The 15,504-nt window shown below is 75.0% G+C and carries 10 protein-coding genes; 1 reads left to right on the forward strand and 9 read right to left on the reverse strand.

What is annotated here, in order from left to right; translation table 11 throughout:
- The 7 genes from ACFV57_RS34365 to ACFV57_RS34395 all read right to left on the reverse strand — a co-directional run.
- A partial coding sequence (locus ACFV57_RS34365) for a VWA domain-containing protein (RefSeq protein WP_385240273.1) occupies nt 1-2,272 on the reverse strand: 2,272 nt, incomplete at its 3' end.
- Between the two features lie 5 nt (nt 2,273-2,277).
- Nucleotides 2,278-2,841 carry a Pycsar system effector family protein gene (locus ACFV57_RS34370; RefSeq protein ID WP_385240276.1) on the reverse strand — a complete coding sequence of 188 codons (564 nt, stop codon included), beginning with the start codon at nt 2,839-2,841 and terminating at the stop codon, nt 2,278-2,280.
- The gene (locus tag ACFV57_RS34375) at nt 2,838-4,307 is read right to left on the reverse strand and encodes a hypothetical protein (protein WP_385240279.1); all 1,470 of its coding nucleotides are present in this window, start codon (nt 4,305-4,307) and stop codon (nt 2,838-2,840) included. The genes ACFV57_RS34370 and ACFV57_RS34375 overlap by 4 nt, the downstream gene beginning before the upstream one ends.
- Nucleotides 4,304-6,604, reverse strand: a complete 2,301-nt coding sequence (locus ACFV57_RS34380; RefSeq protein WP_385240282.1) for a hypothetical protein — start codon at nt 6,602-6,604, stop codon at nt 4,304-4,306. The genes ACFV57_RS34375 and ACFV57_RS34380 overlap by 4 nt, the downstream gene beginning before the upstream one ends.
- Entirely contained in the window at nt 6,601-7,596 is a 996-nt protein-coding gene (locus tag ACFV57_RS34385; protein ID WP_385240284.1) for a hypothetical protein, read from the reverse strand. The genes ACFV57_RS34380 and ACFV57_RS34385 overlap by 4 nt, the downstream gene beginning before the upstream one ends.
- A 66-nt stretch (nt 7,597-7,662) precedes the next feature.
- Nucleotides 7,663-8,409 carry a Crp/Fnr family transcriptional regulator gene (locus ACFV57_RS34390; protein WP_385240287.1) on the reverse strand — a complete coding sequence of 249 codons (747 nt, stop codon included), beginning with the start codon at nt 8,407-8,409 and terminating at the stop codon, nt 7,663-7,665.
- Between the two features lie 296 nt (nt 8,410-8,705).
- Nucleotides 8,706-10,115 carry an MFS transporter gene (locus ACFV57_RS34395; protein WP_385240290.1) on the reverse strand — a complete coding sequence of 470 codons (1,410 nt, stop codon included), beginning with the start codon at nt 10,113-10,115 and terminating at the stop codon, nt 8,706-8,708.
- 183 nt (nt 10,116-10,298) lie between these two features.
- Here ACFV57_RS34395 and ACFV57_RS34400 point away from each other — a divergent pair, with 183 nt between their 5' ends.
- Nucleotides 10,299-11,288 carry a helix-turn-helix domain-containing protein gene (locus ACFV57_RS34400; protein WP_385240292.1) on the forward strand — a complete coding sequence of 330 codons (990 nt, stop codon included), beginning with the start codon at nt 10,299-10,301 and terminating at the stop codon, nt 11,286-11,288.
- Between the two features lie 32 nt (nt 11,289-11,320).
- On the opposite strand, the gene ACFV57_RS34405 is transcribed toward ACFV57_RS34400, so the two are convergent.
- Nucleotides 11,321-13,918: a polynucleotide kinase-phosphatase gene (locus ACFV57_RS34405; RefSeq protein ID WP_385240295.1), complete on the reverse strand. Its 2,598-nt coding sequence runs from the start codon at nt 13,916-13,918 to the stop codon at nt 11,321-11,323.
- On the reverse strand, nt 13,915-15,399 hold the full coding sequence (locus ACFV57_RS34410; RefSeq protein ID WP_385240298.1) for a 3' terminal RNA ribose 2'-O-methyltransferase Hen1: 1,485 nt from the start codon (nt 15,397-15,399) through the stop codon (nt 13,915-13,917). The genes ACFV57_RS34405 and ACFV57_RS34410 overlap by 4 nt, the downstream gene beginning before the upstream one ends.
- Nucleotides 15,400-15,504 lie beyond the last annotated feature (105 nt).

The raw sequence follows: 15,504 nt of genomic DNA on the forward strand, positions 1-15,504 counted from the left end.
GGCCGGTGCGGGCGCCCGGCCGGCCGTTCACCGTGCCCGGCCGGCGCCCCTGGCCCGCACGCTCCCGGCCCGGCCCGCGCCCGCCGCGCACGAACAGTTCCAGGCCGTGGTCGAGCCGGACGGGCGCGCCGCGCGGCACGGCCTGGTCGTCGCCCTTGGGGACGCGCAGCCGCAGCCCGTCACCCTTGCGCTGGAGCCGGTACGCCTGCGCCGCGCGCGCGTCGCGGCGGCGCAGGCCGGGCCGCTCGGAGGACGGGTTGTCCACCGCGAAGCAGAACGTCTTCGTGCGGGCGCCGCGGACCTCCAGCTTGCCCAGGCTGCGCCCCTCCCGGCGCAGTTCGATGACGAGGCCCTGCAACGAGTTCTGCTGACCGCCGTACCAGATCCGGATCGTGACGACGGCGGCCACGGCGAGCAGCAGCCCGGCGCCGCCGACGACCGCCCACCACCACCGGTCCCACCAGGTGGGCGCGGGGGTGACGGTGACGGTGAGGAAGGCGGAGCCGACCTCGCGGCCGCCGTCCGTCCGGTCGGTGACGGTGATCCGGCCGCCGGCGTCGCCCGGCGGGGCGCCGGAGCCGAAGGACACGGTGAAGGGCACCGGCTGCTGGGCGCCGGGCGCGACGGTGACGGTGGCCGGGCTGATGCGCAGCGCGGCGTCCGTGGACTGGTCGGCCAGGCCCAGCCGCAGCGTGTGCGGGCGGCTGTCGTTGTTGCGGGCGACCAGTTTGCCGCCGACGGTGCCGCCGGGGTGCACGCCGTGGCTCTCCAGCGTCACCCCGGCCACCAGGGCCGCGGGGCCGGCGGACACCCGGGTGTCGTAGGGCCGCCGGTCGCCGGTGACGCCGGGCGCCGCGATCGCGCCGGCCAGCCGCAGTGCGCCGGTGGCCGTCTTCGGCACCGTGACCTGGGCCCCGTACAGGACGTCGTCGGCCCGTGCGTCGGGGCCCTTGCCGTCGTCGCGCAGCGTCACGTCCACCGGCTCGAAGCCGTCACCGGACAGCTGGGCGCCGGCCCGTACCCCGGCGAGCTGTCCGGGATCGGTGATCACGACGCCGCGGCGGGTCTGCAGACGCATCCGTACGACGACGTTCTCGCCGGGCCGGGGCGCGGACGGCTCCAGGGTGACCGACGAGTGCAGCACGCCCTGCCAGATGGCCCGTACGGTCGCGGGCTGGTCCCGGTGCCCCTCCGGCGCGGACAGCTTCACCCGCCACTGGCCCGGCAGCGGGTCCTTGACCCGCAGGGCCTCGACCGGCCCGTCCTGACCGCTGGCCTCGAAGCGGGAACCGTCGAAATCGCCCTGGAGGGGCACTTCGCGGCCCTTGGGGTCGAAGTAGGTGGCGGTCACCCGCGGGTCGCGCTTGGTGACGGTGATCGAGCCGTCGGTGGCGATCGGCGGGATGGTCACCGTCAGTTCGCCCGGCGGCTTGCTGCTGGTGCCCTGCTCGACGCGGGCGCAGCGGGCGGCGGCGAAGGTGTTCTGGAGCGCCTGGTCCACGTCCGCGGCGCCGTCGACGACCTCCGGCCGGGGCCGGGAGCCGGGCAGGTCGGCGCAGCCGTTGCGGTAGCCGCCGTCGGCCATCTGCTGGAGGGCCTTCTTGTCGATGCCCTTGCCGAAGCCCAGCGGCCAGATCTGTACGTGTTCGCGGCGGGCCTGGTCGAGGACCTCGCGCAGCCGCTTCTCGCCCTCCTGCTGCCGGGCCGCCTTGTCGGCTCCGTAGGCGGGGCTGTCCTCGACGTTCAGCTTGCCGTCGGTGAGCAGGAAGACGACCTTGGGCGTGCCTTCCGTGCCGCTCTCGCGCAGCCGGGTCAGGGCCTGGGTGAGCGCGGCGGGGAAGTCCGTGCCGGGGCCGAGGCCGGTGTTCTCACGGTCGGTGAGGCGGCGGGCGCAGTCGCTGATGCGCTGCCGTCCGGCGGCGTCGACGACGGTGGGCGGGCAGACTTCCCGTACGGGCTGCTGCCCCTCCTTCTCGGCGCTGCCGAAGCCGATGACGCCGGCCCGGGACCGGTCGGAGATCTCGCCCTGGCCGATCAGCGCGGCGGCTTCGGCCTCCCGGGCCAGCGCCTCCTTGCCGATGCTGGCCGAGGCGTCCACGACGACGGAGAAGTCGACGGGGGCGGGGCCCCCGGCGGGGGCGGTGGGCGTGGGGACCGCCCACGCGGGCGGCGGGCCGAGCGGCACGGCCGCGCAGAGCGCGGTGAGGGCCGCGACGACGGCGCGGCGCGACCCCCGCCGGGTGCGCGGGGCCGCCTGTCCGGTTCTGTGCATCGCGTTCACCACAGTCCTCCGGCCAGTGCGCAGCAGCCGCCGGCGGCCAGGCAGCCGACGCCCCAGCGCAGCCAGCGGTACTTGGCGCCGAGGATGCGGCCGAGGGCGCAGGCCTGTTCGACGGCCCACAGCCCGGTGTCCCGTCCCGCGAGGGCGACCCGGGGCAGCAGGACCTCGGCGGACGCTCCGCCGGTCAGCAGGGGGAAGAAGGTCAGGTGGCTGTCCCCGGAGGTGCGGGTGCGGGGCAGCACCGCCGCCACGAACATGGCGATGCCCAGCGTCCACAGCACGGTGCCGGCGAGTAGCAGGGCGGCGCGCCCGGCGGGCAGCGCCAGGAGCTGGCCGTCCCGGCCGAAGAGCAGGACCAGCGCCGCCGTGGCGCAGGTCATCATGAAGGACGCCTTGGTGTCGGCGCGGCTGATCTCTTCGCGTACGACCTTCAGCAGGCGCTCGGCCACGAAGTCGGGGCCCGTGCCGGGGGCCGGTCCGGCGCCGGCGCAACGGCAGGTCCCGGTGCCGCGGGCGGTCGCGGGCGCGGGTGCGGGGGCGGGCGGAGCGCTGGTGGTCATTCCTCTCCCCATTCCAGTCCCCGGGCCCGGCGCGGCGCGCGGCCGTCCCGGTGGTCGTCGCGGGCGTCGTCCCGGCGGGCGTCGCGGAGGGCGTCGTGGCCGGAGTCGTACCGGTCCTCGTACCGGTCGTCGTACCGGTCGCCGTTGCGGCCGTCGCGGAAGTCGCCGCTCCGGTCGCTGCGGTAGTCGTCGCGTTCGGCGGCGGGCTGGACGCGGTCGGGCTCGTAGACGCGGCCGCGGTCGTTCCCGGCGTACGGGTCGTCGTCGTACGGTCCGTCGTGCCCGTCGTCGTATCCGCCGTCGCGTCCGGGCCGGGCACGTCCGGGCTCCGGTTCGTGATCGCGGTCGTCGTGGGCGGGCTCGCGGTCTGACCCGTGGTCACGCGCGGACCCGTCGTCCGGATCGGGTTCCCGCGCCCAGTCCATCCGCTGCCGTCCGCCGGACCGTTCGCGTCCGGCGCGGTGTTCGCCGTCCTCCAGCTCACGGCGGTGCGGCCGCTCCAGGAAGGAGTCGGCCGCCCGTCCCACCACTCCGCTCGTCGTCGACCGCAGGAAGTCGATGGCGGCCAGGGTCTGGTCGTTGAGGTCGTGGCGCTCGATCAGGCCGCCGTCGACGAACCGGAACACCGTCTCGATCGACAGGGCCCGCTCCTCCCGGCGCTCCTTGAGGATGGCCTGGTGGATGTCCCAGGCGTGCGCCTTGTCGCGCGCCATGAACCACGCGATCCGGCTGTCGTCGCTGCCGCTGAGCACCTCCTGGAGCTCGGCGGCCTTCATCCGGGTCAATTCCTGTTCCCGCCGTTCCTTCTTCAGCTCTTCCGCGTGCTGCCGGCGCGCGATGTCGCCCTCGTGGTCGATGTCGGTGCGCTGCCGCTCCGCGCTGATCCCGCGTTCGCTCAGGTCGATCCGTACGAACACGTCGGTCTCCAGGCCGAATTCGTCGCCGAGCCGCAGCTCCGCCAGTTCGCCCTCCACCGCCCGGTCGGCCCGTTCCGCCTCGCTGATGCGGTAGCGCCTGGTCACCCCGCGCAGGGCCTTGAGCAGGACCGGGGAGAAGTGCTCGGCAAGGTTCCAGACGTTGGCGCAGACCGCCGCGTAGGCGTCCACGACGCGCCAGCGCACCTCCACCGACGCGCGGAAGGACTCCGCGTCGCCCGCCGCGGGCAGTTCGGTGCGGAACTCGGTCAGGTGCCAGCCCATGCGCACCTCCATGACCCGGAACGGCCCTCTGAACAGCGGCTTGTTGACGTCCTCGCGGCGGTCCGGCCACATCACGCTGTAGCCGCCGTTGTCGTACCGCAGGACCGCGGCCACCTGCATACTGGGCCGCCGGAAGCGGCCGGTCGACTCGTACTCCTGCACCAGCGGCCCCAGCACCGCCGCCCCGGGCCCCTGGCCGTGGCCTGCCGGCACGCCCGCTCCCGGCCCGTGGCCGGGCTGCGCGCCGTTTCGGCCGTCTTGCGTCATCGTCGTCCCTCTCCTTCCAGCACCGCCCGCATCCGCGCGGCCGCCCGGGGGGCGAGCGGTTCGTCACTGTCCCGCTCCAGCCGGACGACCAGCAGCAGCAACCGGTCCCGGTCCCGCCGCCCCTCCACCAGCCGCGGCAGGAACGCGCAGAGCACGTCGAGCTGCCGCTCGTCCTTGGCCGCCCGCCGCATCCAGCGGCCCATCTCCTCCTGCGCCGCGGCACCCGCCCGCGCCGTGTTGAGCGTCTCGTGCACCAGGTCCGCCACCCAGGGCGCCCGCTCGGGGTGGGCCGCGACGAGCGCCGCGGCCAACGGCCAGGAGCCGTACGACTCCAGGACGGGGCTGTCCTGGAGCCCCCACAGGTGGGAGGTCCGGGTGGACAGCGCGCGCAGCACCACCACCAGCGCGAGGTTCTGCCGGTTCTGCTGCCGGTCGCCGAGCCAGCGCGCCAGCCGCCGGAGCACCACGTCCGGCTCGGGTCCCGCCAGCAGCCGCGCGACGCTGTACGAGGCGGCGTCGGCCGGTTTTCCGCCTTCCTCCCGGCAGCCGATACGGGCCAGTTCGTCCAGGGAACCGGCGACCGAGCCCGCCGCCACGCCGTAGCCGTGGGCGAAGGCCGCGGTCTCGCACGCGGACCGGTCGTCGCCGCGCCCCCAGTCGCGCAGCAGGCCGCGCACGGCGGGCTGCACCCGCTCGTTGCGGGCCGTCGCGGCGAGGGCGGTGGCGGCGGCCATCTGCTGCACCGGGCTGTCGGCACGGGCCAGCGGCAGCAGCAGCTCGGAGAAGCCGTACAGGTAGTCGCGGGCGCACAGCTCGCCCGCGACCATCGCGGCGCGCACCCACATCTGGGGCCGCTGGTCGTCGCAGAGGGACCGCAGCCAGCGGGTCAGCGGGCCGCGTACGTTGTGGTAGCCGTCCCACGCCTCGAACAGCACGGCGGTGGCCAGCCGGCGCCCCTGGAACCGCGTCACCCGTACGGGGATGGTGGCCTCACCCAAATCCTCCTCGCCCTGGTCCGGTACGGCGCGCGCGGCGGCCAGCCGGGCCGAGGTCTGCGCGGTGAACAGCGGGCGGCCCGGGGCGTGCTGGGGGTCGAGGGTGACCGCCAGCTCCCAGGCGAGCAGTTCGCCCGCCTCGGTCACCAGGCTCTCCGCCGAGCCGTTGAAGACCGCGAGCGACAGCCGCAGCGCCGCGGCGCGCAGTGCGGGCAGCGCCTCGGGCAGGGTGCCGGGCCGGTCGGCCCCGGCCAGCCACTCCTGCGCCTGGCGTGGCGCGAACCCACGGCACTCACGCAGCAGTTGGGCGTCGTCGGCTTCGCCCTTGGCGTGCGCGGCGAGATGCCCGGCGAGCCGCGCCGCCTCGCCCGGCCGCAGTTCGTCCAGGCCCAGCGCCTGCCTCACGTCGGGGCGGGCCGCGTTGGTGCGGGCGCGTTCCAGCAGCGGCCCGGGGGCGGCGGCGAGCAGATCGGCGACGTGCCGTTCGAGGACGTCGTCGGCGGGCGGGGGCACGCACAGCACGCCGTAGCGCCCGCGCACCAGCCGGTCGGCGAAGTCGCCGCCGCCCACGACGAGGACGCCGTACGCGCCGCGGTCGGCGAGCAGGGCGCTCAGCCGGTCCAGGTGCAGGTCGGAGGGCCGGGGGCCGGTGGCGTGACGCCCGTTGCCGCCGTCCTTGCCGGTTTCCGCGGACGCGGCCGGTACGGCACCGGCGTCCTCGGCGGGCAGTTCGAGCAGATAGCCGCGGCCGGCGTCGAACTTCTCCCTGTCGACGCTGCCGAGCGCGGTGGCCGGGTCCAGTCGGGACACCCCGGCGGCCACGTCCCGGAGGAGGGCCAGGCCCGTCGAGGTACGACCGGTGCCGTGCTCGCCGCAGAGCGCCAGCAGGTGCGTGCGTTCCAGCCGGGTCTTCATCGCGTCGTAGCCAGGGGCCCGGCAGTAGACCCGGCCCAGGTGCTCCAGCTCCTCGTCGGGCACCGGTCCGTCGACGAAGACGTCGTCGGTGCCGACCCGGATCTGGGTCTGGTAGAAGGTGTTGCCGTCGTAGATCTGGTTGTCGCCCTCGATGTGCAGGTTGGTGCGCGCCTCGCGGGCCGTGCGGGCGCCGCCCGCCTCTCCCGCGCCGCCCAGCGGGCTGCCCCTGGGGGCGTCCAGGCGCGGCTTCTCCTCGGGCTGTTCGGGGCCGTCGGGCCGGCCGTCCTTGGCCGCCTTCGCGTCGTCCTCGCGGCCGCCCGCCCTGCCGTCGGGCCGCTCCGGTGGCGGTTCGCCGGCGGGCGCGGCCGCTTCGTCCACGTCGGTCACCGGCTGCCGCCTTCCGGTCCGGTGCCGGTCCGCCGGGCGTCGTCGTCCGTGGCCGGGCCGGGTTCGGCCGCGGCGGGTTCGGCCGCGGCGGGCGGCTCCGGTGCGGCGCCCGCCTGGCGGATGCCGGTGAACTCCCCGCCGAAGGTGTTGCCGTCGAAGATCTGGTTGCCGCCGCCGATGTGGCCGAAGTGGTACTTGCTGGTGTACGCGGCGGGTTCCGGCGCGGGCCCCGGGGCCGTACCGGCGGCCGGTACGGCGCCGGAAGCGGGCGGCGGGGCCGTACCCCCATGCCCCGCCCCGCCGCCCTGCTCCGGCGCCGGGCCCTGGGCCGCGCGCACCCCCGTCGCGCACGGCCGGTCCCGCGCCGGCACCGCCGCGGACGGCGGTGCCTCGTGGGACGTCCCGGCGGGAAGGGGCGGGAACGGCAGCCGGGGGACGTGGAACCACGCCTCCTCGTCCGTCTCCTTCTCCGACACCCGCGCCCGCCCGTAGTGCTCGGGCTCGATGCAGGTGCCGCCTTCCGCCACGACGTCGTGGTAGAGCGAATCGGACACGACGCACAACAGCGGTGCCCGGTCGGCCAGTTGCATGACCTGACGGGCGGTTCCGCTGTCGCACAGCCGGCAGGCTAGGTCCACGGCGCGCCCGGCCAGCCCTCTGGCGTCCTGGGCGACCGGGCCCGCGTGCATGGCGACGCGCATCCGCAGCGGCTCCGAGCGCCCCTCGTTGATCTGCCGCAGCTGCTGGTAGACCCCTTCGAGCCAGGGGCCGACCAGCTTGGCGGACGGCACGTCGGGGGCGAGCGCGACGAGCACGCCGTCTCCGCGGTCCTCCATGCGGAAGGAGGTCTCGGCGACTCCCGCGGCGGTGAAGCCCGCCTCGAAGACGTCGTACATGGCCTCGCGCATCCGCAGCTTGGCACGCAGCCCGAGCCGTCCGGATCCGCAGACGTCTCCGTTGACGACGAGTCGGTGCAAGGCTTCCGTGCTCACTGGACCTCCTGGATCGTGCCGACATGAAGCAGCATGGCCGGGGCGGGAAGGTGCGGCTGTAGCCGTTTACACAGCCGGCGGGGATTCCTCCGGACGTACGGACGCGGGATCGCCCGCCGCGCGCCCGCCGAACGCTCTGCCCTCGGCGAGCAGGCGCAGCAGCGCGAGGTCGAGCACGGCCAGCCGCCTGGGCCCGGTCTGCACGACGCCCTGCTCGCGCAGCAGGCGCAGTGCCTTGGCCACCGCCTCGCGGGTGGAGCCGACGGCGGCCGCCAGGTCGTGCTGCGGCAGCGGCAGGTCGACGTCCACGCCTCCCGACCCGGGGTGTCCGGTGCGCTCGGCCAGTTCCACCAGCCGCGCGGCGAGCCGCTGGAGCACCTTCTCCGAGGCCAGGGACCGCCGTTCACCGTCCGAACTGCGCAGCCGGGAACTGAACTGACGCATGATCAGTACGGTGGCGACGGGCCGCGCCGCGAGGTAGCCGCGGAACCGGTCGCCGGGGACGACCACCCCGTCCACCGGGCCGAGGGCGGTGACCGTGGCGCTGCGCGGGCGGTGGTCGACGGCGGCCTGATCGCCGACGACCTCGCCGCTGCCGCGCAGTGCGAGGATCAGCCGCACTCCCCGCTCGGTCTCCAGGGAGACGCTGGCCCAGCCGTTGACGATGGCCACGACGAAGGTGGTGGTGTCGTGCTCCCTGAGGACGACCTCGCCCGGCGCGTAGCTGCGGCCCCGGCCGAGCGCGAGCAGCGCCCGCCGGTCCTGCGCCGGCAGCGCCCTCAAGAAGGGCCTGCCGTCCTCGAAGAGACTCATCCGCCCCCTCCCCCCGCTGGTTCGCTCACCCCGGCCCCCGGGCGCCCGTGGCACGGCGGACGGTCCGCCTCTGTGCATGTGGTCGCCCCAGGGCCCCGACCCGGTTCCTCAGCGTGGCGGAGAAATGGGCTTGTCTCTGATTTCTTTCGCTACAGGCGGGGTTCTTGCGCAAATTGATCGAGCTGCGCTCGGTTGAGTTACAGAAGATTAGGGTTGCGATCAGGCCACGTCAACGCTTTCTCTGACCTCAACTGCGCCCACACACACGCCTTTTGACCTCACCGAACACCTGTGCCTCACTCCACCCGGCCGCGCGCGGGCAGCACCGCGGCGGCACCCACCGCGAGGGCCGCCGTCACCGCGATGAGATACCAGCCGTGCGTCAACTCCGCCGCTTTCACGTGCCGTTGACCGCCGGTGACGGCGACCAGCGCGGCCACCCCCAGGGCCGTACCGCCCTGCCGGGACACCATCAGCACCCCCGAGCCGAGCGACAGCCGCGCCGCGGGCAGCCGCCCGGCCGCCGCGAACATGACCGGCTGGTAGAGCCCGGTGCCGATCCCCGCGAGGATCAGACCCGGCAGGTGCGCGGTGGCGTAGTGCGAGCCGTCGGCCGGGCCGGCGACCAGCCACCACACGGGTACGGCGACGAAGCACAGCGCCCCCGCCAGGGCCGCCGGCCGCTCCCCCACGGCCCGTACGAGCCGCCCGGAGACCGACGAGACGACCAGCACCGTCAGCGGCCAGGGCGCGAGGGCGAGACCCGCCTGCTGGACCGGGTAGTGCCACACGTCGGTGAACAGCAGGGTGGAGCCGAGCGTGGTGGCCGCGTAGGCGACGAAGTAGGCGAGCAGGCCGAGGGTGGCGGCGGTGAAGCCGGGCGTACGGAAGAGGCCCGGGTGCACCACCGGCTCCGCGGCACGGCGCATGTGCACGGCGCACAGCACGCCCGCGAGAACCCCGGCGGCGAGGCAGCCGAGGGTGCCGGGAGCGGTGTAGCCCCACTGCGGAGCCATGGCGCAGGCGGTCACCAGCGCCCCGATGCAGACCAGGACCAGCGCCGTGCCGAGCGGGTCCAGCCCCTGCCACCGCTCCCGTCCGGTGTGCGCCGCCGCGCGCGGCAGGAACCGTAGGCCCGCGGCCACCGCCGCGACCACGACCGGCACATTGACCAGGAAGATCCACCGCCAGTCGGAGGCGGCCAGCAGCCCGCCGACGACCGGCCCGGAACTGGCGGCGACCGCGCTGACCGCCGTCCAGACACCGACGGCGGTGGCCCGCTCACGGGCCGGGAAGGCGGGCAGCGCGAGCGAGAGCGACGTGGGGATCAGCACGGCCGCCGCCGCGCCCTGCGCGACCCGGGCGGCGATCAGGGTGGCCAGGGTGGGCGCCGCACCGCAGGCCGCCGACGCCAGCCCGAAGAGGACCATGCCGACGAGGAAACCGCGCCGGCGGCCCACCGCGTCGGCGAGCCGCCCGCCCGGGACGAGCAGCGCGGCGAGCACGACGGTGTAGGCGGTGAGCACCCAGGAGAGCGCGGCCGGGGACGCGGTCCCGAAGTCCCGGCTGATCGCGGGGAACGCGATGGTGACCGCGATCATGTCGAGCACGGCGAGGAACTGCGCGGCGGAGGCGATGGCGAGCACCAGCCAGCGGCGCGGGTCGGGCGCGGAGGCAGGGGCCGACGTGCGGACGGGGGCGGGCACCGGGGGCCGGTCGGGAGCCGGACCGGGCGTCCCGTCCGCCGGCGGACACGGGGCGCCGGCACGGGCGGCGGGCACACCGCGCCCCCGGCGGGAAGAGAGCGGAATCATCATGCGGATCAAGCATCGCGGCCCCCGCACCCCGCCACGAGTGGCAGGACTGACAGCATCCGCTACATTACTGCCATGCCTTCCCTGGCCATCGCCGTCACCGACGGACTGCCCTTCTTCGAGCTGGCCATCCCCTGCCACATCTTCGGCACCGACCGGCCCGAGACCCCCGCCGACTGGTACGACCTGCGGCTCTGCGCGATCGGCACGAACGGCGCGCCCGCCCTGGCCCGCTCCTGGTTCAGCACCCACGCCCCCTGCGGCCCCGAAGAACTGATCACCGCCGACACCGTCCTCGTACCGGCCGCCGCGGATGTGCACGGCGACCCGCCGCCGGAGCTGACCGAGGCCCTGCGCACCGCGCACGCCCGCGGCGCCCGCCTCGTCTCCCTGTGCTCGGGCGCCTTCACCCTCGCCGCGACCGGCCTGCTGGACGGGCGGACCGCCACCACCCACTGGATGTACGCGGCGCTGCTCGCCGAGCGCCACCCCGCGGTCACCGTCGATCCGTCGGTCCTGTACGTCGACCACGGCGACGTACTGACCGGCGCCGGTTCGACCGCGGCCATCGACGTCTGCCTGCACCTGGTGCGCGAGGACTTCGGCACTCAGGCCGCGAACACCCTCGCCCGCCAGCTCGTCGCCCCCGCACACCGCCCCGGCGGCCAGGCCCAGTTCATCGAGACGCCGCTGCCGCCCCGTACGGACGACTCGCTGGCGCCGCTCCTGCACTGGGCCGGCGAGCATCTCGACGAGCCGCTGACCGTGGCCGGTCTCGCCGACCGCGCCAACACCAGCGCGCGCACCCTCGTCCGCCGCTTCCACGCGGCGACGGGGACGACGCCCATGCAGTGGCTGCAAACCCAACGCATAGCGCGCGCCCGCGAGTTGCTGGAGAACACCGACCTGCCGGTGGACCGCGTCGCGGAACAGTGCGGCCTGGGCACGGCGGCCAACCTGCGCCGCCACTTCACACGGGCGGTCGGCGTACCGCCCATCGACTACCGGCGGTCCTACCGCAGCGGGCGCACAGTCACACACCCGGTGGCGGCGGCCCGGCCATAGCCGACCGGGCCGCGACCGCCGCAAGCCGACCGCTACAGCCGCGGGTCCACCGGCTCCGACTCCAGCGCCAGGACGGCGAAGACCGCCTCGTGCACCCGCCACAGAGGCTCGCCTTCGGCCAGGCGGTCCAGCGCCTCCAGACCGAGCGCGTACTCCCGCAGCGCCAGGGAGCGCTTGTGGCCCAGGTGCCGGACGCGCAGCCGCTCCAGGTTCTCCGGGCGGGTGTACTCCGGACCGTAGATGATCCGCAGGTATTCCCTGCCGCGGCACTTGACGCCCGGCTGCACCAGCCGCCCGTCGCCCTTGCGCACCAACGCGCCCAGCGGCTTGACGACCATGCCCTCGCCGCCCGCGGCGGTCAGGTCGAGCCACCACCGCACGCCCGCCGCGACCGACGCTTCGTCCTCCGTGTCGACGAGCAGGCGGCCGGTGCGCCGCAGCAGGCCCGTGCCGTCGTGTTCGACGAGCCGGTCCAGCCAGGCCAGCTGCTCGTCGTGCGGTACGGCGGCCAGGCTGCGGCCCGGCGCGGCCAGGATCTGGAACGGTGCCAGCCGCACGCCGTCCAGGCCGTCGACCGGCCAGCAGTAGCGCCGGTACGCCTCGGTGAACGCGGCGGCGTCCGCGGCCCGTTCCCGCTGTCGCGCCAGCAGGTCCGGCACCTCCACGCCACGGGCGGCAGCCGCCTCCAGCGCGTCCAGCGCCCCGGGGAAGGCCGCGCCGGACGCCGCGCCGACCGCCGCGTACTGCCCGCGCAGCAGCCCGGACGCCTTCAGCGACCACGGCAGCAGCTCCGCGTCCAGCAGCAGCCAGTGCCCCGAACCGTCAGCAGCCGGATCGGCCAACTCCGCCCACAGGCCCGCGCTTTCCACGGCGTCCCGTACGGACTTCAGCACCTGCTCGGTGACGGCCGGGTCGTCGAAGAACGGCCGTCCGGTCCGCGTGCAGACCGCGCCGCTCACACCCTCCCCCGCGCCGAACCGCTCCCGCGCCACCGCCTCGTCGCGGCACACCAGCACCACGGCCCGCGAACCCATGTGCTTCTCCTCGCACACGACCTCCCGTACGCCGTCCGCCCGGTACGACGCGAACGCCTCGGCCGGATGCTCCAGGTAACCGTCCTCCTTCGACGTCGCGCAGGGCGCCATCGTCGGCGGCAGATACGGCAGCAGACGCGGATCGGCCGCGAACCGGCTCATCACCTCCAGGGCCGCCGCCGCGTTCTCCTCCTTGACGGCTACCCGGCCCATGTGGCGGGTCTCCACGACCCGCCGCCCGGCGACGTCGCCCAGGTCCAGCGGGCGCCCGTCGGCACCGCCCGGCGCCTCGGTGGCCAGCGGCTTGGCCGGCTCGTACCAGACCCGCTCGGCCGGTACGTCGACCAGTTCCCGCTCCGGCCAGCGCAGCGCCGTCATCCGGCCGCCGAAGACACAGCCGGTGTCCAGGCAGATGGTGTTGTTCAGCCAGCTCGCGCGCGGCGCCGGGGTGTGCCCGTAGACCACGGCGGCCCGGCCCCGGTACTCCTCGGCCCACGGGTAGCGCACCGGCAGCCCGAACTCGTCCGTCTCGCCGGTCGTGTCGCCGTACAGCGCGAACGACCGCACCCGGCCGGACGTGCGCCCGTGGTACTTCTCCGGCAGCCCGGCGTGGCAGACCACCAGCGCCCCGCCGTCCAGCACATAGTGGCTGACCAGGCCCTCGATGAACGCGCCGACCTCGCCGCGGAACGCCTCGTCCTCCCGCTCCAGCTGCGCGACGGTCTCGGCGAGCCCGTGGCTGTGCTGCACCTTGCGGCCCTTGAGGTAGCGGCCGAGCTTGTTCTCGTGGTTGCCCGGGACGCACAGCGCGTGCCCGGCGGCGACCATGCCCATCACCAGGCGCAGCACACCGGGGCTGTCCGGGCCGCGGTCCACCAGGTCGCCGACGAAGACCGCGGTACGGCCCTGCGGGTGCCGCGCGTCCACGGCACGCCCGAGCGCGTCGTGCCCGACCTCGTACCCCAGCCGCCCGAGCAGCGTCTCCAGCTCCGAGCGGCAGCCGTGGATGTCGCCGACGATGTCGAACGGCCCGGTCAGGTGCCGCAGGTCGTTGAAGCGGCGCTCGGTGACGATCTCCGCCGCTTCGACCTGCTCCACGCCCTTGAGCACGTGCACCTTGCGGAAGCCCTCGCGCTCCAGGTGCCGCAGCGAGCGCCGCAGTTCGCGCTGGTGCCGCTGGATGACGCGGCGCGGCAGCCCGGCCCGGTCGGCGCGGGCCGCGTTGCGTTCCGCGCACACCTCCTCGGGCAGGTCCAGGACGACGGCCACCGGCAGCACATCGTGCTCACGGGCCAGCTTCACCAGCTGGGCGCGCGCCTCGGGCTGCACGTTGGTGGCGTCGACGACGGTCCGGCGGCCGGCCGCGAGCCGCTTGCCCGCGATGTAGTGCAGGACGTCGAAGGCATCGCCGCTGGCGCTCTGGTCGTTCTCGTCGTCGCTGACCAGCCCGCGGCAGAAGTCCGAGGAGAGCACCTCGGTGGGCTTGAAGTGCCGAGCGGCGAACGTCGACTTGCCGGAGCCGGTGGCGCCGACGAGCACCACCAGGCACAGGTCGGGCACGCCCAGGGAGCGGCGGCCGGGGGTGGAGCCGGTCATGCCCGGGCCTCCTTCGTGTGAGTGGGTGTACGGGGCGGGGCGGGCTCCTCCTGGCGGAAGAGCGCGAGCTGGGTCGGCGGCCCCACCTCGGGGTCGTCCGGGCCCACGGGCCGGAACTCCACCTCGTACCCGTGCCGCTGTGCCACTTCCCCGGCCCACGCCCGGAACTGGGCCCGCGTCCACTCGAAACGGTGGTCACGGTGCCGTACGTGCCCGGCGGGCAGCGACTCCCAGCGCACGTTGTACTCGACGTTCGGCGTCGTGACGACGACCGTGCGCGGCCGCGCCGCGCCGAACACCGCGTACTCCAGCGCGGACAGCCGCGGCGGGTCGACATGCTCGACGACCTCGCTCAGCACCGCCGCGTCGTACCCCTTCAGCCGGGCGTCGGTGTACGCCAGCGAGCCCTGCGCCAGACGCACCCGCTCGGCCTGCCGCTCGGACATCCGGTCCAGCCGCAGTCTGCGCCGCGCCTCCTGGAGCGCACGCATCGACACGTCCATCCCGACGATGTCGGTGAACTGCGGCTCCTTGAGCAGCTCCCCCAGCAGCTGCCCCTGACCGCAGCCCAGATCGAGCACCCGCGCCGCCCGTACGTCCCGCAGCGCGCCGAGGATCGCGGCACGCCGCCGCACGGCGAGCGGCACCGGCCGCTCCTCGGTGTCGGCCGACTCCTCCACCGCGTTGTCGATCTCCTCGACGTCCGCGTCGTCCGTCTCCGCCAGCCGGGCCAGCTCCAGCCGCTCCAGCGCGTCGCGCGTCAGCGACCGGCGGCGCGCGAGATAACGGCCGGCGATCAGCTCCTGCTCGGGGTGGTCCGCAAGCCAGCCCTCGCCGGCCCGCAGCAGCTTGTCGACCTCGTCGGGCGAGACCCAGTAGTGCTTGGCGTCGTCCAGCACCGGCAGCAGCACGTACAGGTGCCGCAGCGCGTCGGCGACCGTGTGCTCGCCCTCCAGGTCGAGGCGTACGTAGCGCGAGTCGCCCCACTCCGGGAACGTCGCGTCCAGCGGCACCGGCTCGGCCCGCACCGTCCACCCCAGCGGCTCGAACAACCGGCGCACCAGGTCGGCACCGCCGCGCGCCGGCACCGCGGGCAGGGCGACGTGCAGCGGCAGCGGCCGCGCGGGCAGCTCCGGACGCGCCTTGCACTGCCCCTTCATCGCGCTCGCGAAGACCGTGCTCAGCGCCACGGCCAGCAGCGAAGAGGCCGCGTACGGACGGTCGTTGACGTACTGCGCGAGTGCCGAGTCGGGGCCGCCGCCCCGGCCCTTGCCCCGGGCGCGCCGCACCAGCGCGACCGGGTCCACCTCCAGGAGCAGCGCGGCCGTGCACCGGTCGTCGCCCGCCTGGGGGTAGAACACATGGGCCGTGCCGTGCGACGTCGAGAACGCCTGCGCCTTGCCGGGGTGCTTGTGCAGCAGGAACCCGAGGTCGGTCGCGGGCCGCTCGGCGCTGCCGGTGGTGGTTATCGTCAGGAACACGCGTACGAGTATCGCCTGATACCGACGTTCCCGACAAAATGATTTCGCAGGTGGGAGCGGGCGGCGAGGGCCGGGGGGCGGCACCCGGCCCGTGGCCGTGCCTGT

Origin of the sequence: Streptomyces sp. NPDC059788, from assembly GCF_042732265.1 — a bacterium.
Taxonomy (GTDB): Bacteria; Actinomycetota; Actinomycetes; order Streptomycetales; family Streptomycetaceae; genus Streptomyces.